The following is a 23,500-nucleotide window of genomic DNA, read 5'->3' on the forward strand; positions in this document are numbered from 1 at the left end:
TAAAAATAAGGAAGGAAGTGGTTCTTTTGGATCAATATGTGAAAAAAATAAATGATTTAGAGGATGAAATAGGGAACTTAAGACAAACGATCCAAGAAATGGAATTCAGACAAGATCTATTATTCTACGATTCTTCGGTAAACAGGCTTTTGTACGAATATAAAATAACCAAAGAACAGTATAACGAGATAATGGATTTGATGGATAGGTATCGGAATAAAATAGATAAAAAACAAGACGTTCATCACGGAACTTTTGAGCAAGAAATCTACAACACAGTGCCGCATCGTAAAGGAGACTACCATTTTTGCGAATATTTAACGATCGCGTTTAAAGAAGAGAATCGTTGGGAAGAAGTTTTTGATGCTCTTTATGGTGATATGCCAAAATACAAAAATAAGGGGTAAGAATTTTGAGTTTTAGCGGAATACTCGGTGTTATTGGGAGTATCGCAAGTATAGTAAGTATTATTGGCGCATTTATTTCATGGATTAATTCAAAAAATGCAAAAAAATACAGTGAGATATACTACACTACCGATACTAAAGAGAAATTACAGACAGTTTTTGTGCGTCTTGAAAGCATACAAGAATCGGTATATAAATTAAACCACAGCGGTAAACGTGGGTTTAAGATTAGTAATGAATTAAGAGAATATGAAGAAATTAGAAAGAAACTTGATAGCCTAATCACTATAATTCCCTCAAAATATAGTCAGATTGTTTCGAGATTAATAGCACTAAAAGAAACAGTAGACGTACTTATTCAGAAGGATCAAATTATAGACAGTGAAGATCTAATGACATTTAAAACAGCTATAACCCTCGCAATAGGTGAAGTAAAAACTGAGCTTGAGGACTTAAGGAAAGATTTGGTCAATTTGACTGCGGATTAAATTTACTGATCCTTTCGCAGAGAAGAGGACTGATATATGACTAGCATGCAGCGCCCCAACTTTATAGATTCGCCGTACTTTGTAAATGAACCTGGGAACTGGCATTTGAAGCCTGGTGCGCTATCAGAAGTCCAACGTGAATTCAATCGATTTATAAAGGCGATGAATAGCCATGAACTTTTGCAAGATCCAGCAGTTTTAATTGATCCAAGTGAAGGCGCCAGTCACAATTGAAAGGCGCCTTCTTCTCACATATGACTCATTGTTAACTCATAAATCCTTTTTGCTTCACTATAGACAGGGATAAAGTTGTATTTGCGTCCACGGTATGACAAAATATGCCTTTCAGGATCGTAATTGCGCAAGTTGTCACCAATTGCAAAATCCCCCAAACGCCCAGCTGGTGCAATATTTCGATCAACAAAGATCTTATGAGTAGATTCATTGAACCATTTTTGAATATTTTCGTCAAAGTGTTCAAAAATATTTCGCATCCCTTTAGGTTTTAAAGGAGATCGATCTTTAACTTTTAAACGATCCCGCAATGGTTTTCTTTCAGTAGTAGCTTCGTCGCTAGATCCCCATAACAATTTCGACAGGTTTGCTGCTGCTACAAGAAACGATTGCGCAGAATACCAGAAGCGGTCCATGTCACCCTGCTGTCGCCACATATCCATGTCTTTTGCTGCTATCATAAGAAATTGTGCTTGATTCCGCACTTCCATAAGATAAAGATTTAAAAGCTGTTCGTCTATTTTTACTGTCTTAATTTGTGTTCCATTTGTCCCCATATGATCCCGCCTTTAAATATTGAACTATACTGGAACAATTCGACATAATTTTCCATTGTCCTTCATGGTAAATTCAAATCAATCCTGAGGATCTACGAATAATTTGATATTGTGAAAAATTCACATGTTCCTGGTTTAGATCTTGGCAGATGTATCCTGGCGATCGTCTGGGTGAATCATCTACGAATATTATCTAGTTATTGATCGGACTGTCTGTAATCCAGGCGACAACTTGATAATATACTGCGCAAATAGACATTGCCGTCTAAAACTATAAGAGATTAACTGTATAGGTTCGGGTCATCAACAAGCTTTTCTTGCGGCAATTTTTTCAGAAGACTGGCGATTTTCTTTCTGCGTGTGATTAGTTCATATACGGTAAGATCTAATAACTCAAACAAGAAGATCGCGTCTTCCAGTTTATCGTTTAAATCTATCGTCGCTGAAGAGTAAATTCTTTCATTTCCATACACTCGGATAGCGTCCAGTCCCTGCTGGATGTGTTTAGGAATCCCGGTTTTTACTAGATCATCGATCATAGTATTCAGGTTGCGCTTTTGGATATTGTATCCTTCCAGCAAAGGGATCAATTTTTCAATTGCTAGGCGCAAGAGTGCAGCTGAAGATCGTGGTGAATGGTTAACTACAAGCGATGCTTCAGTGTATAGCTGGTTTACTTCGTCAGGCATATCATTTGAAGGTTCTATATAATCGGCTGATTCTATGTCATTTGTTTTCGTTTCGTCCTGCTGCTGGCGATTCACAAGATCCAAAGCCGCGTCTTCAAGTCGGATCCCGGACGCACTGAATTCTGCCAACCGTTTCAGTAGAATGATGTCATCATCGGTAAACGTGCGCCGATTCTGCGTATCCTTCTGAAATCTATGCCCTGCTGATTCAAGCGTCTGGCAATACTTCCGCAGTGTGCTGTTAGCAACCCCCAAAAGAGTCACAACGTCTCTGCTGTATCTTGCGATCATTTCAATCACTCCTATGTATGTGCGATATGTCGGTATCATGCCATAATTTAAAACCATGGGTAGTATCAGTATTTTGTTATTGATTTATACGATATAGCGGTGATATTGAAAGTCGATTATGTGAATAATGCGCAATCATTACGTTTGTAACATTCATTATGTATTGATATATCGTTTATAAACCCAATAACGGCGCGGATCCGTAAATGTTGTACTGGCGCAAAAATGTGACGAATGCAACTTTATCCGGCGTGTATGGGCGAATAATGGACTATTTATGGGTCAGATGAATGGTGTGTTCGGCGAATATGGGCGTCTGGTGACATGTTATCCAGTGCCGGATCAGTGCGGATGAAGCTGCTGCGTATGATCAGCAAAAGGCTGTGGCGCAGACATGGCCGGAAAACTTTAGGGGGTCTTTGCAGCCAGTACGCCATGATCAGCGCCTTTTTATACAGTATTTTATGCATAATTGCGCCATCCGTGGACAGTGTTCATATGCGCAGAAGGGCGCCATATCAATGATGTATAGAATCATGCATATCGATATTATCTGTGTAATGAACGGAACCGCGCCAGATCAACGTTTTGATTTTTACATTATTTCAACGTAATTATATTTTACGTAATAATGCGTGCATCTTTATTCATCGCATGGACACGGATTCAGGCGTCGGTTGAACAGCTGCCAGGCGCATATCAGCGGGATCATGAGCGGAAAATATGCCCGGGGGCGGGTCGCGGCGCATGCCGTCTAGCAAGCACCAGAACCTTTCGCGATACCTTCGAAAACCTCAATGTTACAAGCGCAACATGTGCAGCAACTAGGACGGTGATCGATCCGATCATCTGCGGATCCGGAACGCAATCCCAGGACGATTAACAGTCGCAGATCCTGCCAATCCAGGTCGCAGCCATGGCAGAATAATCCCAGATATGTGCAGCCAGTGGCGCCAGGAAACGGACGTCGCCGATCATAAAATGCGAATTCCATAATAGAAAGTCGATCCGAAAAAATTTTTTCAAAAAATTCGCAGCCTTCGGGGTCTATTTGTGCAGAATAACGGATACGGCTTAAAAGTATCTGTAATAATTACGGATACTTTTTTATGATCCGCCCATTTCTTAAAAGTACCTGTAAAAATTACGGATACCTACCTGTAAAAATTACGGGTAGAGTACCTGTAAAAACTACCGCGTAGTAATATTTATAGTACTAATATTTATATAGGAATATCTATAGTCTACCGCTCACTACGTTCGCAGAGATCAGATAATATTCTAAAAAGATAAACGCAAAATAATGAACGCAGGATTGAACACGATATTATGAACGATAGTTTACGATATAAAAAGCGGCGCGTCCGCCATTACATATACTACCTTGCGCTAGAAAAAGAGACTAATAGAATGTGGCGACACTGCTGAATTATTTTGGCGCAGCTTGCGCTGCATATCGATCTGATCCCAAAAGGGGTCGGATCTTTTTTTTTGCCACGTCTCCGTTATAACCTGCGCCGCCTGTGTATAACTAAGCGAAGAAAAAATCTTCAATTGTTGTCATTGTAAATGTCAAAACGGAAGCCATCTGCTGCCACTATTGGCGAAGGGATTAGATGATGATCGCTTCCGTTCGTTGTCTTTGTCAGCTGCTTGGCGCGGTCTTGTCAACTGCGCCTGCATATTTTTTGGGCACGAACGCATAAAAAATTATCGCACATAACGAAGGGATGATCAGACTATGTCAACACTGAAGGGCGATCACTTAAAGATCTTGCGTCACATGAAAGGAATCGATCAAAAGACACTTGCTGAAGCGTTGGGACTAAATCAATCGACGATCTGCCGCTGTGAATTGGGAGATCTGAACCTGGGAAAAAGGACGGCGCAGAAACTATCCGACTATTTTGCGCTAACAGACGAAGAAATCCAGGCGCTGGATCAGTTCGTGAGAACATTCAAATCGAAAAAATGGGACGCAGCCATCTGACAAGTGATTGCGTCCTTTTGCATTTGAAAAACCACACAAAGGAGTTATGAGCAGCTATGACAGCGACAACAGACAAAACAATGACAACAGAAAAAGAAAAAGAAAAAGACTTCACAATGGCGCCGAATGCGCTGCGCCGCTTTTATACACGTCTGCCTGGATTCGAAGCGAAACACGCTTTTCTATGGATCACACTGCGTAGCTATCACAACGATACTGACGGATATGCGTACCCATCACAGGATCAGCTTGCATTCGATACAGGTACGACGCCGAAAACTGTCGCCGCATGGCTGGAAGTTTTGGTGGACTATGATCTAGTCAAAATCGAGAAAAGAGAGCAGGGCAGCGGACTAAATAACAGCTATTATTTGAAAATGCCCATAGCAGATGAAGCTGACTTCTTAGCTGCATATCCAGAAACTATTGCCGTATTCGAGCGCCAGGAAAAGCACAAAAAGAAACGTCGTGCGCAGCGTGACGAAAACATGGCGAAGTCTGCAGCTAAGCACGCAGAGCAAGAAAAACGTGAGCAGCGCAAAGAAAAGGCGGCAGCCAGAGCCGCGGAAATCATGGAGGAAGCAGCGCGTCAGATTGTTCCAGATCCTGCGGAATCGGAACAGCTAGATGCACGAGAATCTGTCTGTGTCAACGGCGATCAATCTATGCAGCCGCTAGCAGCTGATCCGATCGTCCAGGTCGACTATCAGCCAGCGGATCCATATGTCCGGCCAGCGCGGGAATCTGTCCAGGACAATCCTCTTGTGTATCCTGCGCCGGTTCCATCGGACGACGACGAAGATCTGGAATGGATCTAAATCGGTCGAAAAGGTGCTATGATCAAAAGCCTGTGAAATGAAGTATTGATACGCCAGTCCTGAGGGGCTGGCTATTTTTTTTTTATTCGAAAAATTGTCGGAATATGGTATATTTAACTTGTATTTTAGGGGGTTTGTCGGAATGTTAGGTATGATACAAAAAACATTAGAGAGTCTTGAAGCTGAAGAATTCAGTTTATCAAAAGTTATGCCACGGGTTATAAGATTAGCTGAACAAAGTCGTGACGCTTTTAACTACCTTGTTTTCAAATATGTTAGTAAAAACGCTAACAATGGTACTCCTTCTGCAGAAATTCGTGCTGCGATGGTTGTTGCAGAAAAGCGCGGAATTAAAGGATCTGAATTTGAAAATCTTAAAAAAGATGCTTTAGCCAAAGCCATAACACTTAGACGGGTACATTCAATTCGTGATGCTAATCTGGAGGAAATAAAAGGGGAACAAGTTGTAGCATACTCTATTTCAGAATTAGAAAATCACATTCGAATCTTAAAAGACCGAATAATGAACAATAAGGAAATCAATAGATATAAACTTTTTGACGAAAATCATTATAGCGCCTATACAACGACGTATCATAATATAAAGGACTATGTAAGATCTTACCTAGTTGACATTGAAATGGAATGGCTAGGTATTCAAGAACAGAAATTGGAGGAAATGAAAATTCAAGCGCATAAATTAGGGGAAATGATAAATCAGGCACACAAAAAGGAGGAAACGAAAATGAATAATAACAATGTATTTATAATTCACGGTCATAATGAAGCAAGATGGCGTCAATTGGCATCCTTACTCAAGGATGAGTTTAATTTAAATCCCATCGTTTTGTCTGAGGTAGAGAGCGAGGGGATGACTATAATAGAAAAATTTGAGAAATACGCAAAAGAGTGTTCATACGCTTTTGCGCTAATCACTGCCGATGACACTGTGGTAAAGAACGATGTGACGTATCTTCAAGCCAGACCAAATGTAATCTTTGAAATAGGTTGGTTTTATGGACAATTAGGTCGTAAAAGGGTGTGCATAATTGTCGAAGAAGGTGCGTCTGTTCCTAGTGATTTAGATGGAATCATGCAATTAAGGTATAGAAACAGTTTAGATGACGTATTCAGGCAAATTCAAAAAGAACTTAGAGCTTCAGAATTGATATAAAACATACGTTCTAGTGTAATGGCTAATATGGTTATTATATGATAAGAGATCGTGGGAGAAAGAAGTGGACATCCTTCTTATGCCAGAACATGTTGGGATGATGAAAAAATTATGGATAGATGACAATAAGACAAAAACGCCGATCCTGATCGAATACTAGATCGAAGAAATAGAAAACAAGATCCTTATGCGATGGAATTCAACTTCCCGATTATTTTCGAGATCTGGTGCGATGGATTTATCGAATCTGTCCTAGGGAAGGTTCATCATATTGATCCATTGACAAGGGTACTGCGGATGAAAGATCCGCAAGATGACAAGCACAAGATCGATTTTTATGACGTGGTCAAAGTTAATATCCTGTACTGAAGCTGTAGCGGAAACGCTACTGCTTCTTTTTTTGCCACAAAAATAAAATTAGAATGCAAAAAATATTGCATTTCAGACCACAAGAAGTGAAGGAAGGCGGTCAACCTTTCTTTAACCCATTGTCGCGATGGGGTTCCCTTTAAACGGTATTGGTTCCCGACAGAACCACGATGACGTCTGGACGGCGGAAATCCAGGCGTCAATCTTTTTATCAGATTGAATCCTTATCTGTATATATTAGCGCCAGGCAAGCAGCCTGGCGTCTTTTTATTGTCTATTTGCAACTTAAAACAAACGAAAGGGGCTCAGCTATCTATGAAACTATCGAATCAAGATGTACGGCTGATTCGCAAAGCCTTCGACTTCTCAATGCAGGACTTCGGGGAAATCTGCGGGATCAATGCCAGCACGATCAGCCGAATCGAATCGGATCTGATGACAGTGTCAGATAAAACAACGGTAAAGATCTGCGCAGCATTTGACATAAAAGAATTCAAAATGCAAAAAATCCGCGACTTCTACGGATCTATAAAATACCAACGGGGGAATAACGCAATGACAACAATATCAGCGACAAAAAAATGTTATATCTGCCAGGAACTCAAGGAAATCACAGCATTCGCAAAGAACGCAGGAAAAGCAGACGGGCATCGCGACGAATGTAGAACATGCCGAAGCATTGAAAACAGGGTGCGAGTCGCCAGGCTACGAGCAAAAGAAGTTGGATCTGTTGCGGATCTTACGATCAAGCAGCTGCGTAATCTGCTGTTAATCTCAACTAGCTGTATCTATTGCGGTACGGATCTGTCAGACAAGCGTTCCCAGGATGTCACAGTCGATCACATCGTCCCTACAAAGCGCAAAGGAGACAGCAAGATCGGGAATATTGCGATCTGTTGCAGAAGATGCAATTCGTCCAAGGGCGACAAGCCTGCTTTGATGTTTGTCGACAAATCATCGGCATTGATCCAATTTATTGCGCTGGAACAGAACATATCCAGGGAAGAAGCGACTGCGATCCTGGTAGGCGATGCGCTGCAAGCTGACGGTGTTGAAAATGCGGATCAGATCGCAACGGTATCGATTATTCTGGACGAAATGAATGTCGATCTAGGCGCACAGCAAAAATTGCAAGTCGCAGCGATCCGGGAATTTTTCAAGCAGCGCTTCGATTTTCAGCTGGATGATCCTGCGGACATAGAAGTGATCCAGGACGCTGTGATTGCGCTGCATGAACACCAAATGGGGGGCGTCTAAAAATGGATATCATCATAATCGCAAGCATCAAAGTGCGGCGCGCTGGCGTCTATGCAGGTAGCTTCGAAATCTATGACACTGACGGCACGCTGTTGGACGATTATAGCAAGGACTATCACCGCCAGCCGCTGTCGTCCGCATCGTACAATTTGGATTCTGTGTTGTGGGAGATCTTAAAAAACCATCCAGAATGGATGCCGATTGATATGATCTGCGATTATCCCGCAAAGATTCCAAATTTTATTCGTCGACGCGTTAAGGCTACGTTTGAAAGCGGGCGCCTAGATCATTTCAGCGACATCGGAAAACTGGAAATGGACGAGATCCAGGGAGAAATAACTCCATTCGGACAAGAAATTGAAATACAGAGGGGATCGATTGAATGCCACGACTAGACGGAAACAAACGAATCAATGCCAGCATGTGGAAGAGGAAGGTGATCCGCGGCGGAAAAGCTGGCGAATACTTCGACAGGGATCCAAAATGGACAGAAGTTATCGCAGAGGAATTGGGAATCCAGCTGCGCCAGGTAGAAAAAGGCCAGCCGCCATTCCTGGAAAAACCGCGCAAGAAACGCCAACGCAATCAATACAACAACAAACCGACAATAAGGAGACGATAAATATGGCAAAAATCGCGCCGAAAGGTAATCGATACTATATCAAGCACAAATTCATGGATCTGGGTAACGTCTATAATGACGGCGCTATCTACGATCTGACGCAGGAACAAGCTGAATATCACGCAGACAAGATCGAAAATGTTTCATTCCCTGCCCTTGAAAAGATAGAACTGGACATTGATCAAGAGGTCGTAAGCTACAAGCAGCAGCGTGATCAGATCCGCACATCTACGAGATATAACGACAACGAAAGCGAGCGCAAGTTTCAGCTGCAAGATCTGCGTGAGAAATTGGACGCAAAGATCCAAGATCTGCGCACAAAGTACGAAGAAAACGTTCAGTTGATCCAGGCTGATCTTGCAAAGAAATCGACGCAGCTGGCAGTCAAGCCAGAAGCAGCTGCGCAAGCTGCCGACATGTTGTCGATCCTGGGAACACAGCTTGCATTCAGCGCAAATCAAGCCGATGTCCTAGCATTGTTCGGGCAACAGATCGCCGCTGTTGGGGATGATGTCAAGGCTGCGCTGTTCGTGAAATTCGGATCTGTACTACCAGCTGTAAACGACGAAGCAAAGCAGCAGCTGTCCAGCATTTATTCACAGCTGGAAGCGGCACATCCCGGCATTAGAGAATTCAAGACTAAAATTGCGCATCTGTCGGCACTGACATCATCGTATAATCCGACATCGCCGTACAAGCTGATGAATCTAATGGAAGGGCGTGAAGGTCGATGATAATCGATCCGAATCGCTATCTTTTAAAGCTGGATCTTCAACAGTTTGCGATGGATCCGCCGCCAGCTACCGTTCCAAAGCTAGGAGGTGAAATCGATGATCCGAAAGATGATCGAAAAGATCTTCCTGGCTGTCATGATCAACAAGATCCGCAGCCTTTAATAAACGACGAGCGCAGCGAATTGATTCAGCTGCGCAAACAGGCAGCGATGGCAGCCGCAGGGATTGGCGCTGAAGCGGATAAGAAAAACATGCTGACGCACCTGGAAGGACTGAAGGATCCGGCGGAAATCAGTGCAAAGATCGACGCGATCCTGTTCGAATTGAAATTGGGAAAATTTCAGCAATGCGCTGATCCTAGTCCTGGAAATCGGCTGCGGCAAGAGTATCAGTCGATCAGCTACGAAGATATTGGAAGAAAGCTATATCACAGAGTCCGCAGCAAGAAACGATAAAAACGCAGAAGCCGGGGCGTGTCGGGGGTGTCCTGGCTTATTGTATATCCGAAAGGGAGATCGAAATGGGAGAAAAGAAAACACTGAATCGATTGATCAAAGCCTATGACGCAAATATAACGATATCAGAGTTCACTGCGCTAATGGAAGAAATGCAATTGGATCCTGCGTTTCTATTTGAAGCATCAGATGTCTGCCAAGCGCTTGAAGATGGCGTGACATCCAGATCCGAAGCTGAAGCACAAATCCGATTAATGCTGCGATACGGGAAAATAAAGCAATAAGACGAAAGAATGACGCCTGGCGATACATGGGCGTCTTTTTTTTTATTCGGCAGTGCTGGACGACTATCTTGCGGCAGGGAAGAGGGGCACAAAGTTACGCAGTAAAACAGTTACCGAAAGAACGCGCGGGATCGTACATCTGCGCACATAAAACGATAGGGAAGAGGAAGCGGGATTCGGCATTGTCGCCGTTTGATACAGTTTGCGATCTGTTTGTATATCTTTTCGAAGGGATGCCTGCCGTCAGCGCAAGCGTCCAGGATACAGCAGCGATCTGCAGCTGAACCCTTTTGCGTTTTTAATTGAACAGACGGACGTCGCACGATAGTGGCGTTTTTCTACTATGTAATAGATCGCAATGGGGATTAATGGTGGAGATTGAAAGCCGATCTGGTTCGAAGAATGGGTCGATCTTGTTCCGGGATCATGGCGATTGAAAGAGGGCGCACCGCCAGACGTCCAGGCAGAATTTGATGATATGATGAAAATGCTGCGGGAAATCCATCGGGATCCTGCGGATCATCCAGTCGATGATGTTTGTGTTGATTGAAGCAGGGTAATGATTTTATTCTTTGCAAGGTTGCGCAGCTACCGTTATAATTGGAGATAATAAGATGAATAGACGTAGATCATATCGCTGGCTGGGCGTTGACTTGACGCTAATCAAAGGACGTCCAGGAAACGATGGTTAGTCGTGCATTACTTGCGCAACCTTGACAGGGTTGAGGTCACAGGTTCGATCCCTGTACAGGTCATCACTGCGGTAGAAACGTTGATATGACGGAGTTTCTACCGTTTTTTATTGCTGTTGGCTTTGCGAAGACTTACTCGCAGGGTAGTCCTTCTATTTTCGGCAAGGTTGCGCTGGATTTTTGCGTCTTTTGTTCCGTTGACTTAACCGAACAGGAGGCGTTTTTATTTTGGGTGATAAACGAACTGGCAGGCGGGTTAAAACCGTGAGGTCATTACGAAAATCTGCTAAATTTAGCGTCAGTAGATGTTTTTGCTTTAATATATAAATGGATAAAGGGAAAGCCACTGAGACTTTCCCTTTATCCTTCATCCCATCCGGGACCCGAGTCTAATATTAAACTAATGCACTTTCTTGGATTTCAATTCCACTGTTCATGAACATTTCTATGTCGTCTTTGGTATTTGAAATGCCGCCTATACCAAAATTCTCAATTAAGAAGTTCGTTACGTTTGGTGATAAGAAAGCTGGTAATGTTGGTCCAACGTGAATATTTTTCACACCTAAATAAAGTAAAGATAAGAAAACGATAACCGCTTTTTGTTCATACCATGCGATATTGTAAGATAACGGTAATTCATTTACACTTTCTAATCCGAATGCCTCTTTCAACTTCAATGCCGTCATGACGAGAGAGTAGGAATCGTTACATTGACCGGCATCTAGGACCCTTGGAATCCCATTGATATCACCTAAATCTAGCTTATTGTATCGATACTTTGCACAACCGGCTGTTAAAATGATCGTATCTTTTGGAAGCTCTTCAGCAAACTCTTTATAATAAGTCCTGCTCTTATGGCGACCATCACAGCCAGCCATTACAAAGAATCGTTTAATATCACCCTTTTTCACAGCTTCTACAACTTGATCAGCTACTTGAGCTACTTGATTATGCGCAAATCCTCCAACAATTTCACCTTTTTCAATTTCTACTGGTGGTTGGCATTTCTTTGCATGCTCAATTATAACGGAGAAATCTTTAGTACCATCTTCATTTTTAGGAATATAGGTTACACCAGGGACGGCAGTTGCGCCAGTTGTATACATTCTTCCTTTATAAGATTCCCTTGGTGGTACAATACAGTTTGTTGTCATTAAAATTGGACCGTTAAAGCTCTCGAATTCACGAGTTTGTTCCCACCATGCATTTCCGTAGTTACCGACAAAATGGTCATATCTTTTGAATGCTGGGTAATAGTGCGCTGGAAGCATTTCACTATGTGTATACACATCTACTCCCGTGCCTTCCGTTTGTTTTAATAACTCTTCCATATCTTTTAGGTCATGACCGCTAACTAAAATTCCAGGATTTTGATGTACACCAATGTTTACTTTTGTCATTTCAGGATGACCATACGTTGATGTATTTGCTGTATCTAATAGCTCCATGGCATGAACACCGTACTTTCCACATTCCATTGAAAGTTCGATTAATTGTTCCATACTTACGGAATCATCTGTAATCTTTGCTAGTGCTTTTTGCATAAACGCATTTAGCTCTTCATTTTCATAGCTAAGATTTGCCGCATGCTCTAAATATGCTGCCATTCCTTTTAAACCGTAAGTCACTAACTCTCTTAATGAACGAATATCTTCATCTCTTGTAGCTAAAATACTAACTTCTTGAGAAGCAGATTTCATTTCAAGCTCATGATTGGTCTCAAGATACCAAGTGACAAAGTCGCTATTATTGTCTATAGTGTACCCTGCATTTCTGATTGCCGCTTTAATTTCTTCCCGGAGCTTTAGTCCTTCTCTTACTGTATTAAAAAATTCATTTTTATCCCAATTTGCATTTGTAATCGTCATAAAAAGGCCATTGATGATAAACTGATCTGTTTTCTTTTGATTAATCCCGATTTCACGAGCCATTGTATTCACAATCGAAACTCCCTTAATCGTGTAAATCAATAAATCTTGCATATTAGCTAAATCATCTTTTTTTCCGCATACTCCAACAACGGTACAACCTGTTCCTTTTGAGGTTTCTTGACATTGAAAACAAAACATACTCATTTATAATTTCCTCCAGTAAATGATTTTCGATTTCTAATTCTTCTCTTATTTAGTGTGAATGATTGAATAAGTATCATAAGCAATAAGCGATATAATCAACGTGTTTACATCGTTATTGTAAATTCATTTATTATAAATTTGGAGTGCTTTATGATTCTGTTCACAAACAAGTCAAAAAGATTTGAACACTTCGTGAAAAAAGGACAAGTGGATGCGGTTTGCATTAAACGCCTAGTTGAATTTTTGGGCCGTTTTAAATGATGACCCCAATCAGGAAGAATATTTTCATTTTGGAGATATAGAGGCCGTCTTTGATGGTGACAAGAACCCTTTTTAGGTGTCTTCAGAATTGACTAGTAATTATATTGTCATATATTTATTATTATATATTTTATAATAGATGAAACTCGTCAAAAATAGCCTTCACTCATAAGGAGCAAAAGCTATTTTTCAATGGAAAAGTGAATTTTGCAGAAATGAAGCTTAAAGGGAAATAACCACTAAGAGGCCGACATTTTTTGTGGTTGAACTATCAGGAAGTATTCTACGAAATAAAATCATTTATTTAAAACTTTGTGAAGGGTATATTAAGAAAGTATTTATGATATTGGAGACTTTAAGAATTGAATTGGTATAAATATAAGAATTCATCTCTTTCCGGGGTGGAGCTTTAAACTTAACCTTTTTGCTCAGAAAAATCGTTTATGTCCGGGTCCAAGGGCGGTTAAAAGGATTAGGAACACTATTTTTTATATAAAACTATCATAAAAATATTAAATGTCATGATCACTCAGCTTCTGAGTTTGTTGTGTCTCTGCACTCCCAGCATTCCGCTCGATTCCTCTCCATAATAGATAATTCCACTCCGCATGAAATACAAATATCCATTAACAATCCCCCTTTCGGTGTTATTTATTGAAAACCCACAACTTAAAATATTAAATAAGTTGGTAGGATAATTATAACACTGAGTTTTCTGAAAAAAAAGAAAATAAAAATATTAATTAAGTTTCATAAATTGCAATCAGATTACTGTGACATCTCGAAGGATAGTAAAATCAATCTAAAAAATACAACTTCAGATTTTAGGAGATAACTAGGGGGAAGGGATACCAATAAAAGTGATTGGGTTAATAACATGGGTCTAATTTGTAGACAAAAAATAATTATTTTTTGAGATGATTAATAACGATAATGATTTCCTTTGTATAGAAAGAGTTTGGATTAGGGTAGGCTCATTCCTAGCCCCCCAGAATTTGATACCTCAGCAACTAATTTCGAAGTTGTTACTCCGCCAGCCATAGGAGCTTGTATTATTTGATATCAAATTAAACCTTTTGCGGAGGCATTATTTTTTTCTGGGTGGGAAGAGTAAAAATTTTTGCAATATTTTTGCAAAATGATTAAAATAAAATGGAACGGCGTTGTTTATTGGATAACAAATTGGGTGAAAGAAATAAGTTACACCGTTTAAAAAAGAGTTAAAATCTAAAACTTGTGTATTTCAAACAGAAAGGTGGTAAGAAATGAATGGAAACAAATTTAAAAGCAAATAATGTTTGTTCGTTAACTAAAGTCCTTGCATTGGCTAAGCAAAATCAATTTGCTGTCGGTTCATTTACTCCTAGGGCTACAAAAATGATAGCTCCTATTCTTAGAGCGGCCAAAGAAATGAATTCTGCAGTTATTGTTCAGACTTCTGAGAGGGAGCAAGAACGATATGGAATTAATTTAGAGGAATTTAGTAGAGAGTTTTATCGTGTTATTCAAGAGGAGAATATTAAAATCCCTGCTGTATTACATTTGGATCATACGAAGGACTTCAATGTAATTTCGGAAGCTATCGAAGTTGGTTTTACATCCGTTATGATTGATGCATCAGAGCAACCATTTAAGAAAAATATCGAAATAACAAAAAGGGTTGTTGAGTATGCACATTCAAAAGGCGTAACAGTTGAAGCTGAATTAGGCAAAATTGGGACAACTGACTTTATTGAAACAGACGTTGATGAAGAGCTATTTACAGAACCTGAAGAAGCAAAACAGTTTGTTGAAGAGACAGGAGTTGATGCATTAGCGGTTTCTGTAGGGACTTCACATGGGGTCTATCTTGTTAAAGATCCAAAAATTGATATTGAGCGTTTAATTGAAATTCGTGCGTTAACATCTGTACCATTAGTGTTACATGGCGGTTCAGGCATTCCATCAGAAATAATTAAGAATGCAATTCAAATTCCTAACGGTGGAATTAGTAAAGTGAATATTGCAACAGATTTAGAACATTCGATGCTAAAAGCTCTCAATAGAAAAAATTATGTTACTGAAAAGGAGTGGGCTGAACTACCTGCAGAAACATTAAATTTAGTTCAAAAGGTTGTTCAAAACGTAGTAGAAGATAAAATTGAAAACTTTTTAATTAGTAACGGTAGTGCTTCATACTATGTTTAAGAAGTGACATTACATGAATATAGTAACCTACTTTAAACTGTAACTCCCCATATTTCCGGGACATTTCAATTTAATTTTTTTGTAGTCCCCTGGGTGTGATGAGAGGGGGTCTATTTTTTAACCATAAAATAGATCTCGTTTCTATCATGTTCCATACTTGCGTCCGTGATATTTAGCTCATCGTAAAGCTTCTTTAACTTTAACTTAGAGTGGATGTCTTTTTATCGTCCACTACTCAATGAAGGTTGACTTAAAAGGGCATGAAAGGTGTTCTTTATGGAGTCATACCTTCTTTTTAATTTATCGGAAAATATAAATTTTGAATGGTTTTATGCCTATGATAATTAATTTTAAATCAAACCCTTGATTCAAAAAGTAATTTTTAAATATTTGAATAGTTACGACCTTATGGTAAAATTTCTAATTAAAGATAATTGAGTGAGGTATTATTGCTTTATACGCAACGTCTTTTCTGTTAAAATGGAAGAAAATAAAAATTACAGTGGTGTCATTTTATATAAATAAGGTCGTATTACTCTTGTGATAAGTAAACGGGATCAGTAATTTAGGCCTGAATCGGGGGTTTAATATAAATGGTAAAGTCAGTAGATAGGGCATTAACAATTATTTCATTAGTAAGCAAGCGTAAAGAAGGGATGGGTGTTACTGAGCTGGCCGCCAATCTAGATTTAAATAAAAGCTCTATATTCAGATTATTAAGTACTCTTGCAGATCATGGATTCATCGAACAAAATCCTGAAACTAAAAAATATAGATTAGGCTATAAATATTTAGAATTAAGTTCGATGCTACTTGAATCTATTGACCTGAGAACTCAAGCTAAACCTTTTTTGGAAGAGTTAGAATCACAATTTAATGAAGTGATCCACTTGACGGTATATGATCAAGGAGAGGTAATTTATATTGAAAAACTTGAAGGAAGTGAAACCCTTAGAACACATTCACAAGTAGGAAGAAGGGCCCCGATGCATTGTACGGCAGTTGGGAAGGTCATCTTAGCACATCTGCCGCTTAATGAGATTGTAGATATAATTGACAAGTATGGTTTACCAAAACAAACTGAACAAACGATTACAGATAAAGACTCTTTTTTTAAGGAATTGGGAAAAATCAGGAACGAAGGCATTGGTAAAGAAGTTGAAGAAAATGAACCTGGAGTCTCCTGTATTGCAGCACCAATTTTTGATCATCGGAAGAAAATTACTGCTGCTGTTAGTATTTCAGGACCTAGCTTCCGAATGACTGAAGAAAGATTAGAAGAAATTAAACCAATTATAATGGATATTGGTAAAAAGATTTCCAAGCGGCTTGGTTACACAGACAATTGATTGGTATGAAGTAAGAATTGGTTATAAGACCAGTTCTTTTTTTATGCAAAAAATTATTGATTTCTGTTCACCGACGAATTTTTATAAAAAAATTTAATTACAAACACTTGAAATATTCAAAAAACGGTGATATTATCAAAACATGGAACACGGTTAGTTGATAAGCAACAATAAAATGTCTTATTTTTTTAATTATAAATTGAAACTATGTTGCTTATTACGAAAAGAGGAGGAGTAATAATGGTTTTTTCTAAAGAAAAAAGCGAATTTTATAATGATCTAACCAAAAGAATTCGCCGACACATAGTTAAAATGACAAATCATGCCGGAAGTGGGCATCCTGGTGGATCTTTATCTGCCACTGAACTAATGTCAGTACTATTTTTTGAACACATGAATGTAGATCCCAACAACCCAGATTGGCAAGACCGTGATTGTTTCTTCCTATCAAAAGGACATTGTACACCTGTGTTTTACTCAGTTTTAGCTGAAAAAGGATTCTTCCCTATTGAAGAGTTAATGACATTCAGGGATGTAGACGGTAGATTACATGGACATCCATGTGGAGAGCATATCCCAGGTGTAGACGTATCTTCAGGATCACTTGGTCAAGGATTATCAGTTGCAAATGGTGTTGGATTAATTGCAAAACTAGATGGCAGCAATAGAAGATCTTATTGCATGATCGGTGATGGAGAATTACAAGAAGGACAAATATGGGAAGCGGCGATGACAACTGCACATTACAATCTAGATAACGTTTGTGCAATAATCGACTGGAACAAAATCCAACTTGATGATTTCGTTGAAAATGTAAAAGGTGTTAAAAATCTTGGAGATAAATTTAGAGCTTTCGGTTGGCACGTTGTTGAGATCGATGGCCATGATATCAATGCAGTTAATGACGCATTTAAAGAAGCTAAACGTACAAAAGGTAAACCTACTGCAATTCTAGCTCATACCGTTAAAGGTAAGGGAGTTTCATTTATGGAAGATACACATGAGTGGCATGGAATGGCTCCGAATGATGAGCAGTTAGAAATCGCTTTAAAGGAGTTGGTTTAAGATGGCAAATCTAGAAGCACCACGTAAAGGTTTTGCTGATGCACTAATTAGACTTGGAGAAAGACATGATAATTTAGTAGTTCTTGATGCGGACTGCGCAAAATCAAATATGACAAATCTATTTAAAAATAGATTTCCAGAACGCTTTTTTAACATCGGTATTTCTGAATGTGATTTAGTTGGAACTGCGGCTGGTATGGCGATAGCAGGTAAAGTACCATTTGCGAATGCTTATGCAAACTTCCTTACTGGGCGCGCATTTGATCAGATGAGAATTTCGGTATGTTACTCAAATAACAATGTGAAAATTGTCGGTCATAACGCTGGTACATCAGCTGCTCAAGAAGGAGCAACACATTTACCGCTTGAAGATATATCCTTAATGCGCTCTCTTCCGCGTATGACAGTAATTGTTCCAGCAGATGCTGTTGAAATGGAAAAAGCAGTAGAAGCAGCTTATTACCATGAAGGACCTATTTATCTGCGTGTTGGTAAATTACCAGTACCGATTGTTACAAAGAAAGAAGAACCTTTTGAAATCGGTAAAGCAATTAAATACCGTGAAGGATCTGATATTACAATCATCAGTACTGGTATTATGCTTGATGAATCACTAAAAGCAGTAGAGGAGTTAGAAAAACAAGGTGTAAGCGCAGAACTTTTGCACATTCATACAATTAAACCTATTGATAGAGAAGCAATTGTAGCATCAGCTGCGAAAACAAAAAATGTTATCTCAGTTGAAGAGCATTCAATTATCGGAGGTTTAGGTAGTGCAGTTGCAGAAGTACTATCAGAAAACCAACCTGCTAAATTAAGAAGAATCGGTACAAATGACCGTTTCGGAGTTTCTGGAAAAATGGATGAGTTACTCGACCTCTTTGAATTAAGAGCACATCGAATTGTTTCGACTGCAAATGAATTATTAGGTGAGAGAGTAAATAGTTAGTAACCTTTTTAGCTAATGAAAGGGGGAGGGGTTTTGTCAAACGTGACCCAATATCCAAATTTAACGGATACTATAGAAAATCCTCTCTTCTCTAAATCGGATGATAGCCTGCGTGCAAAAATCAAAGATCATTTAAAACAAACAAAACATAAGTTTATTGTTTTAGATGATGATCCAACTGGTGTCCAAACTGTTCATGATATTTTTGTCATTACAGATTGGAGCAAAGATTGGATTAAAAAAGGTTTATCTGATCAGAGAAGTGTACTTTACATTTTAACAAATACAAGAAGTTACAATGCGGAAAAAGCAGAAAACATCAATAGAGAGATTGTTCAAAACATTGTTGAAGTAACGAAAGAAATGGATATTAACTTCTCAATTATTAGTAGAGGTGACTCAACATTAAGAGGACATTATCCACTGGAAATTGATGTCCTACAAGATGAACTTTTTAAAGTGGGTAATAGTGAGATTTCAGGACACTTAATTATCCCTGCCTTCTTTGAAGGGCATCGTTATACATTAGATAATACTCATTATTTAGCTGTAGATGGCCAGCTTGTCCCTGTATGTGAAACGGAATTTGCGAAGGATTCGGTATTCGGCTTCCATACAGCTAATTTGCCAAAATGGATTGAAGAGAAGACAAATGGAAGGGTATCTTCAGAGTCCGCATTGATCATTTCACTCGAAGATATTCATATCGGTGGTATTGATAAAATTTACGAGATTTTACTCTCTGCCAACAATAATACTCCTATTATAGTGAATGCTAAATCTTATTATGATTTAGACATTGTATCATTAGCAATCCTTAAAGCAATTGACTCTGGTAAACATTTCTTATTTAGAACTGCAGCATCTTTTGTAAAATCGATTACTGGAATAAATGATCGTCCCTATTTGTCAGCTGATGAGATTGTTTCAAAAGATGAAAGCCGTAACAATGGTGGATTTATCGTTGTAGGTTCTCACACAAAAAAAACAACGGAACAAATTAACGAACTAATGAAGAAATACCCGATTGAACAAATCCAACTTAATGTTGTGAAAATAATAGATGAAGAAACGAGAGCTGATGAGCTAACACGAGTATGCCAATTAGTAGATTATAATATTTCTTCTAATCGAGATACGCTTGTTTATACAAGTAGAGATGTAATTATTGCGAAAGATAAAGAAGAAAATTTAAAAATTAGTCAAACCGTTTCAAGTGCTTTGGTCGAAGTGGTTCGTTCACTAAAAGTTAAGCCGAAATTTATTATCGCAAAAGGCGGTATCACTTCTAGTGATGTGGCAACTGACGGTTTGGAAATAAAATATGCAAAAATTTTAGGACAGGCAATTGCTGGTGTTCCAGTTTGGTTAACTGGTAGCGAAGCAAAATTTAAAGATACACCTTATATCGTGTTTCCAGGAAATGTAGGGGAAAAAGAATCGATTGCTCAAATCTTTGAAAATATTAAAAACGATCAAAAGGGAGAGTTTTAAATGGCTAAACAAATAATGACAGCTGCAGAGCTAATTGCATTGTATTTAGAAAAAAGAGGAGTAAAACATCTTTACGGTGTACCAGGAGCTGCAATCCTACCATTCTATGATGCAGTAAAAGAATTAACGAAAATCGAGTCATATGTTGTTCGTCATGAGCAAACGGGTGCTTTCATGGCTGACGGTTATTCAAGAGCAACTGGGGAAGTTGGTGTATGTGCTGCAACTTCAGGTCCAGGAGGAACGAACTTCTTAACAGGCCTTTACAGTGCATGGATGGATTCAGTTCCTATGATTGCAATTACTGGCCAACAAAAAAATAGTTTAATAGGAACAATGCAATTCCAAGAAGCTCCAATAGTTGAAATGGCTAAACCAGTTACGAAAGCTGCATATCGTTTAACTGATGGTTCGAAAGCTGCTCAATTTATTCATGAAGCATGGATAACTGCTACTACAGGTCGGAAGGGTCCAGTTCTACTTGACTTACCAGTTGACCAACAAAAAGTTGAAATCGAAGTTGATATCGATGAACTGATTGCATCTACTCCTGTAGATAACTTACCACAAGCTACTGATGCGGATATCCAAAAAACTTTTGAATTATTAAAAGATGCTAAAAGACCAGTATTGCTTTCTGGTGGCGGGGTTAACCTTGCAAACGCTACTGCTGAATTAAAAGCATTAGCTGAAGAACTTCAAATTCCTGTTGTAACTACTGGTATGGGTATGGATACCTTCCCTAACGATCACCCATTATTCGCTGGACGTATGGGAACAATGCTTGATACTCCATTTGGTAACAAAACAATTGTTGAAGCTGACTTAGTAATTAACCTTGCTGGACGTTTTGCTGACCGTTCTACTGGTAATGTAGGCGTATTTACACAAAACGGTAAGAAAATTATCCACGTAAACCTTGATAACAAAGAAATTGGTAAAGTTGTACCAACTACTTTAGGTATCGTTTCTGATGTTAAAACATTCATGGTTAAACTGACAGAAGCGTATAAAGACCTTGGGGCTAATGTAGCTGCAACTGCCGAGGCAGATACTAAAATTGACTTAACGGAAGAACGTAAAAAATGGGCTCGTAAAACGGATTACACAACACTTCCGATCAGACAAGAGCGTGCATTACGCGAACTTCGTGAATTCTTAGATCGCGATGCATTCGTATCACATGACTGCGGTATCAGCCAAATCTGGTCTTGCCAATTATTTGAAACGTATGAACCAAGAACATACCTATTAACTGGCGGTGCAGGTACAATGGGCTGGGGGCTTGGTGCAGCAATGGCAGCAAAACTTGCTTTCCCTGAAAGACAAAGTGTTAACATCCTTGGTGACGGAAGCTTAGGAATGTCATTACAAGATATCGCGACAGCTGCAAAGCATGATATCCCAGTTATCATTTTCTGTATGAACAACTCATTACTTGGATTAATTCGTCAACAACAAAACTGGTTCTATGATAACCGTCGCATTTCGACTGACTTAGAATACAAAAACGAATTAACTGATGGTGAACATAGTGAACGGGGAATTGACTTCGTTAAAACTGCAGCAGGAATGGGTGTTCGTGGTGAGTTAGTTACTCATTATGATGATATCAAACCAGCATTACAACGTGCAGTTGACTCAGGTAAACCATATATTATTGAAGTACTAGTAGATGGTGATCCTGAAAAAGCATGTGAGTTCTCTAATAACGGGGCACTTAACGGATTTAAATATTCTGATAAAATCAACTATTCTAAATAAATTTTGCTTTGTAAATCTCTGAGAACGTAATGAAGCAATTGGTCATTTTCCAATTGCTTCAAAGATAATCTTATCAAAATAACAGTTATGTAAATGGAATCAAGTTAACATGAAAGTTTCAATATTAAGGGAGGGAAGCCGAAAAATCGGCGAAAACATGTCAGCAAATCTTCATAATTCAATGAAAGTCGGAATTGTCCATTTTATGGCTTATCCTGAAACAATGGGTGGAGACGGTCCAACTGTTGAAACAGTTAAGAAAATTGTTCAAGATGATTTCTTCTCTGGAATTGAGATTACATCTATTAACAACCTTGAAGATCGTAAAGCGGTTGCGCAAATTTTAGAATCTGGCCGAATGACTGTCGGATTTGGTGCACAACCAATTCTTTTAAGAAACAAAGGAAACCTTAACTCTTTTGATGAAACTGAGCGTAGAAGAGCGATCGAATTAGTGAAGGGTGGTATTGACCAGGCATACGAATTAAATGCTTCTAAATTTGGTTTCTTAAGCGGTGCAAAACCAGATACTGATCAAGATACAGCGTTACAATTATTAACAGATTCGATTAAAGAATTATGTGAATATGCAAGATCTAAAGGTGATCTTATTCTTTCGCTTGAAACATTTGATGATGAGACAGATAAAAAATGTTTAATCGGTTCTAATAAACTTGCTGTTGAAGTGGCAAAAGAGGTTCGTAAAGTAGATCCTACTTTTGGTTTAATGCTTGATTTAAGCCATCTACCAATGCAGCGCGAAACGTCAATTGATGCATTAACGGTTGCTCGAGACTATATTAATCATGCGCATATCGGAAATTGCTACATTAAAGATACTTCTGATCTTGCCTATGGTGATCAGCATCCTCGTTTCGGCTATCCAGGAAGTGAAGTAGATGTTCCTGAATTAGCAGAGTACTTACGAGCTCTATTAGAAATTGGTTATATCGGCGAAGGGAATAAGAATGTTGTTGCCTTTGAGGTAAAACCAGTTGGTACAGAGTCATCAGATATTGTTATTGCCCAGTCAAAACGTACGCTTATTGATGCATGGTCATTAGTGCATTCAACAAAAGGCCGCCTCGTAAGTCTTTCTATATAAATTGCAATTGCTTTACTCAGCGACAAGTATTTGTACTTGTCGCTGAGTAATATCATGAAAAATACACCAATAACTATACAAATGATTCAATCGTTTAACTCGCTTATGATTCAAAATGACTTATTGTCTATCATCTGCCTAGGATGTTATGATTCTATTAAAAATTACGTTTTGTAATAAACAATACTAT

Annotated in this window: 24 protein-coding genes and 1 pseudogene; 21 read left to right on the forward strand and 4 right to left on the reverse strand. The window is 39.0% G+C overall.

From position 1 onward, the window contains the following. Positions 1–26 precede the first annotated feature (26 nt). From M028_RS0114960 to M028_RS30140, 3 genes are read left to right on the forward strand one after another with little or no spacing between them, the layout of a single operon-like run. Entirely contained in the window at positions 27–407 is a 381-nt protein-coding gene (locus M028_RS0114960; protein WP_231510817.1) for a DUF1878 domain-containing protein, read from the forward strand. Between the two features lie 5 nt (positions 408–412). Then, the gene (locus M028_RS0114965) at positions 413–895 is read left to right on the forward strand and encodes a hypothetical protein (RefSeq protein ID WP_026574570.1); all 483 of its coding nucleotides are present in this window, start codon (positions 413–415) and stop codon (positions 893–895) included. Positions 896–931: 36 nt separating this feature from the next. After that, complete coding sequence (locus M028_RS30140) at positions 932–1,129, forward strand: hypothetical protein (RefSeq protein ID WP_035424163.1); 198 nt, start codon at positions 932–934, stop codon at positions 1,127–1,129. 14 nt (positions 1,130–1,143) lie between these two features. On the opposite strand, the gene M028_RS0114975 is transcribed toward M028_RS30140, so the two are convergent. Then, complete coding sequence (locus M028_RS0114975; protein ID WP_026574571.1) at positions 1,144–1,686, reverse strand: hypothetical protein; 543 nt, start codon at positions 1,684–1,686, stop codon at positions 1,144–1,146. A 281-nt stretch (positions 1,687–1,967) separates the two neighbouring features. Continuing rightward, positions 1,968–2,666, reverse strand: coding sequence for a DUF4145 domain-containing protein (locus tag M028_RS31525; RefSeq protein WP_051591058.1), 699 nt, complete (start codon positions 2,664–2,666; stop codon positions 1,968–1,970). Positions 2,667–4,407: 1,741 nt separating this feature from the next. Between M028_RS31525 and M028_RS30150 the strand changes: the two genes are divergently transcribed. The 11 genes from M028_RS30150 (at position 4,408) to M028_RS0115035 (ending at position 11,329) form a co-directional block, all read left to right on the forward strand. Further along, a complete protein-coding gene (locus M028_RS30150; RefSeq protein WP_035424164.1) occupies positions 4,408–4,656 on the forward strand; it encodes a helix-turn-helix transcriptional regulator in 249 nt (82 codons plus the stop codon). Positions 4,657–4,712: 56 nt separating this feature from the next. Continuing rightward, a complete protein-coding gene (locus M028_RS0114990) occupies positions 4,713–5,474 on the forward strand; it encodes a helix-turn-helix domain-containing protein (protein ID WP_026574572.1) in 762 nt (253 codons plus the stop codon). Between the two features lie 142 nt (positions 5,475–5,616). Next, the gene (locus tag M028_RS31530) at positions 5,617–6,648 is read left to right on the forward strand and encodes a TIR domain-containing protein (RefSeq protein WP_051591059.1); all 1,032 of its coding nucleotides are present in this window, start codon (positions 5,617–5,619) and stop codon (positions 6,646–6,648) included. Positions 6,649–6,840: 192 nt separating this feature from the next. Continuing rightward, complete coding sequence (locus tag M028_RS34085) at positions 6,841–7,017, forward strand: YolD-like family protein (protein WP_081810755.1); 177 nt, start codon at positions 6,841–6,843, stop codon at positions 7,015–7,017. Positions 7,018–7,332: 315 nt separating this feature from the next. Continuing rightward, positions 7,333–8,274, forward strand: a complete 942-nt coding sequence (locus tag M028_RS0115000) for an HNH endonuclease (protein ID WP_026574573.1) — start codon at positions 7,333–7,335, stop codon at positions 8,272–8,274. A gap of 2 nt (positions 8,275–8,276) precedes the next feature. Further along, the gene (locus M028_RS0115005) at positions 8,277–8,669 is read left to right on the forward strand and encodes a hypothetical protein (RefSeq protein WP_026574574.1); all 393 of its coding nucleotides are present in this window, start codon (positions 8,277–8,279) and stop codon (positions 8,667–8,669) included. Then, positions 8,657–8,896, forward strand: coding sequence for a hypothetical protein (locus M028_RS0115010; RefSeq protein ID WP_026574575.1), 240 nt, complete (start codon positions 8,657–8,659; stop codon positions 8,894–8,896). The genes M028_RS0115005 and M028_RS0115010 overlap by 13 nt, the downstream gene beginning before the upstream one ends. A 2-nt stretch (positions 8,897–8,898) precedes the next feature. After that, entirely contained in the window at positions 8,899–9,630 is a 732-nt protein-coding gene (locus M028_RS0115015) for a hypothetical protein (protein ID WP_026574576.1), read from the forward strand. Beyond that, entirely contained in the window at positions 9,627–10,085 is a 459-nt protein-coding gene (locus tag M028_RS0115020) for a hypothetical protein (protein ID WP_026574577.1), read from the forward strand. Before M028_RS0115015 ends, M028_RS0115020 begins: the two co-directional genes overlap by 4 nt. Positions 10,086–10,150: 65 nt before the next feature. Further along, positions 10,151–10,369, forward strand: a complete 219-nt coding sequence (locus M028_RS0115025; protein ID WP_026574578.1) for a hypothetical protein — start codon at positions 10,151–10,153, stop codon at positions 10,367–10,369. A 777-nt stretch (positions 10,370–11,146) separates the two neighbouring features. Next, a complete protein-coding gene (locus tag M028_RS0115035; RefSeq protein WP_026574579.1) occupies positions 11,147–11,329 on the forward strand; it encodes a hypothetical protein in 183 nt (60 codons plus the stop codon). Positions 11,330–11,456: 127 nt separating this feature from the next. Here M028_RS0115035 and hcp read toward each other — a convergent pair whose 3' ends face one another. Then, on the reverse strand, positions 11,457–13,130 hold the full coding sequence (gene hcp / locus M028_RS0115040) for a hydroxylamine reductase (RefSeq protein WP_442852793.1): 1,674 nt from the start codon (positions 13,128–13,130) through the stop codon (positions 11,457–11,459). Positions 13,131–14,372: 1,242 nt separating this feature from the next. Next, positions 14,373–14,453, reverse strand: a pseudogene (locus M028_RS32850) (nitronate monooxygenase); the annotation flags it as partial. 213 nt (positions 14,454–14,666) lie between these two features. Here M028_RS32850 and M028_RS0115050 point away from each other — a divergent pair. The 7 genes from M028_RS0115050 to M028_RS0115080 all read left to right on the forward strand — a co-directional run bounded on the left by M028_RS0115050 (position 14,667) and on the right by M028_RS0115080 (position 23,310). Next, on the forward strand, positions 14,667–15,584 hold the full coding sequence (locus tag M028_RS0115050) for a class II fructose-bisphosphate aldolase (RefSeq protein WP_026574581.1): 918 nt from the start codon (positions 14,667–14,669) through the stop codon (positions 15,582–15,584). Between the two features lie 593 nt (positions 15,585–16,177). Further along, positions 16,178–16,933 carry an IclR family transcriptional regulator gene (locus M028_RS0115055; protein ID WP_026574582.1) on the forward strand — a complete coding sequence of 252 codons (756 nt, stop codon included), beginning with the start codon at positions 16,178–16,180 and terminating at the stop codon, positions 16,931–16,933. Positions 16,934–17,173: 240 nt separating this feature from the next. Next, complete coding sequence (locus M028_RS0115060; protein ID WP_026574583.1) at positions 17,174–17,998, forward strand: transketolase; 825 nt, start codon at positions 17,174–17,176, stop codon at positions 17,996–17,998. Between the two features lies 1 nt (position 17,999). Beyond that, entirely contained in the window at positions 18,000–18,947 is a 948-nt protein-coding gene (locus M028_RS0115065; protein WP_026574584.1) for a transketolase family protein, read from the forward strand. A 42-nt stretch (positions 18,948–18,989) separates the two neighbouring features. Further along, complete coding sequence (locus M028_RS0115070; RefSeq protein WP_231510860.1) at positions 18,990–20,441, forward strand: four-carbon acid sugar kinase family protein; 1,452 nt, start codon at positions 18,990–18,992, stop codon at positions 20,439–20,441. Further along, positions 20,442–22,205: a thiamine pyrophosphate-binding protein gene (locus tag M028_RS0115075; RefSeq protein ID WP_035424165.1), complete on the forward strand. Its 1,764-nt coding sequence runs from the start codon at positions 20,442–20,444 to the stop codon at positions 22,203–22,205. A 109-nt stretch (positions 22,206–22,314) separates the two neighbouring features. Continuing rightward, positions 22,315–23,310 carry a sugar phosphate isomerase/epimerase family protein gene (locus M028_RS0115080; protein ID WP_231510818.1) on the forward strand — a complete coding sequence of 332 codons (996 nt, stop codon included), beginning with the start codon at positions 22,315–22,317 and terminating at the stop codon, positions 23,308–23,310. The last annotated feature ends 190 nt before the right edge of the window (positions 23,311–23,500 follow it).

Source organism: Bacillus sp. UNC438CL73TsuS30 (genome assembly GCF_000482325.1).
GTDB lineage: Bacteria > Bacillota > Bacilli > Bacillales > Cytobacillaceae > Neobacillus.

What these genes read in the sequence shown, in the direction of transcription:
- M028_RS0115015 (WP_026574576.1), top strand. Translation starts at nt 8,899, where the DNA reads ATGGCAAAAATCGCGCCGAAAGGTAATCGATACTATATCAAGCACAAA.
- M028_RS0115000 (WP_026574573.1), top strand. Translation starts at nt 7,333, where the DNA reads ATGAAACTATCGAATCAAGATGTACGGCTGATTCGCAAAGCCTTCGAC.
- M028_RS0115080 (WP_231510818.1), top strand. Translation starts at nt 22,315, where the DNA reads ATGAAAGTTTCAATATTAAGGGAGGGAAGCCGAAAAATCGGCGAAAAC.
- hcp (WP_442852793.1), bottom strand. Translation starts at nt 13,130, where the DNA reads ATGTTTTGTTTTCAATGTCAAGAAACCTCAAAAGGAACAGGTTGTACC.
- M028_RS0114975 (WP_026574571.1), bottom strand. Translation starts at nt 1,686, where the DNA reads ATGGGGACAAATGGAACACAAATTAAGACAGTAAAAATAGACGAACAG.
- M028_RS31530 (WP_051591059.1), top strand. Translation starts at nt 5,617, where the DNA reads ATGTTAGGTATGATACAAAAAACATTAGAGAGTCTTGAAGCTGAAGAA.
- M028_RS0115050 (WP_026574581.1), top strand. Translation starts at nt 14,667, where the DNA reads ATGGAAACAAATTTAAAAGCAAATAATGTTTGTTCGTTAACTAAAGTC.
- M028_RS0115060 (WP_026574583.1), top strand. Translation starts at nt 17,174, where the DNA reads ATGGTTTTTTCTAAAGAAAAAAGCGAATTTTATAATGATCTAACCAAA.
- M028_RS34085 (WP_081810755.1), top strand. Translation starts at nt 6,841, where the DNA reads ATGGAATTCAACTTCCCGATTATTTTCGAGATCTGGTGCGATGGATTT.
- M028_RS31525 (WP_051591058.1), bottom strand. Translation starts at nt 2,666, where the DNA reads ATGATCGCAAGATACAGCAGAGACGTTGTGACTCTTTTGGGGGTTGCT.
- M028_RS0115055 (WP_026574582.1), top strand. Translation starts at nt 16,178, where the DNA reads ATGGTAAAGTCAGTAGATAGGGCATTAACAATTATTTCATTAGTAAGC.
- M028_RS0115025 (WP_026574578.1), top strand. Translation starts at nt 10,151, where the DNA reads ATGGGAGAAAAGAAAACACTGAATCGATTGATCAAAGCCTATGACGCA.
- M028_RS0115075 (WP_035424165.1), top strand. Translation starts at nt 20,442, where the DNA reads ATGGCTAAACAAATAATGACAGCTGCAGAGCTAATTGCATTGTATTTA.
- M028_RS30140 (WP_035424163.1), top strand. Translation starts at nt 932, where the DNA reads ATGACTAGCATGCAGCGCCCCAACTTTATAGATTCGCCGTACTTTGTA.
- M028_RS0115065 (WP_026574584.1), top strand. Translation starts at nt 18,000, where the DNA reads ATGGCAAATCTAGAAGCACCACGTAAAGGTTTTGCTGATGCACTAATT.
- M028_RS0115035 (WP_026574579.1), top strand. Translation starts at nt 11,147, where the DNA reads ATGACGGAGTTTCTACCGTTTTTTATTGCTGTTGGCTTTGCGAAGACT.
- M028_RS0115010 (WP_026574575.1), top strand. Translation starts at nt 8,657, where the DNA reads ATGCCACGACTAGACGGAAACAAACGAATCAATGCCAGCATGTGGAAG.
- M028_RS30150 (WP_035424164.1), top strand. Translation starts at nt 4,408, where the DNA reads ATGTCAACACTGAAGGGCGATCACTTAAAGATCTTGCGTCACATGAAA.
- M028_RS0114990 (WP_026574572.1), top strand. Translation starts at nt 4,713, where the DNA reads ATGACAGCGACAACAGACAAAACAATGACAACAGAAAAAGAAAAAGAA.
- M028_RS0115005 (WP_026574574.1), top strand. Translation starts at nt 8,277, where the DNA reads ATGGATATCATCATAATCGCAAGCATCAAAGTGCGGCGCGCTGGCGTC.
- M028_RS0115020 (WP_026574577.1), top strand. Translation starts at nt 9,627, where the DNA reads ATGATAATCGATCCGAATCGCTATCTTTTAAAGCTGGATCTTCAACAG.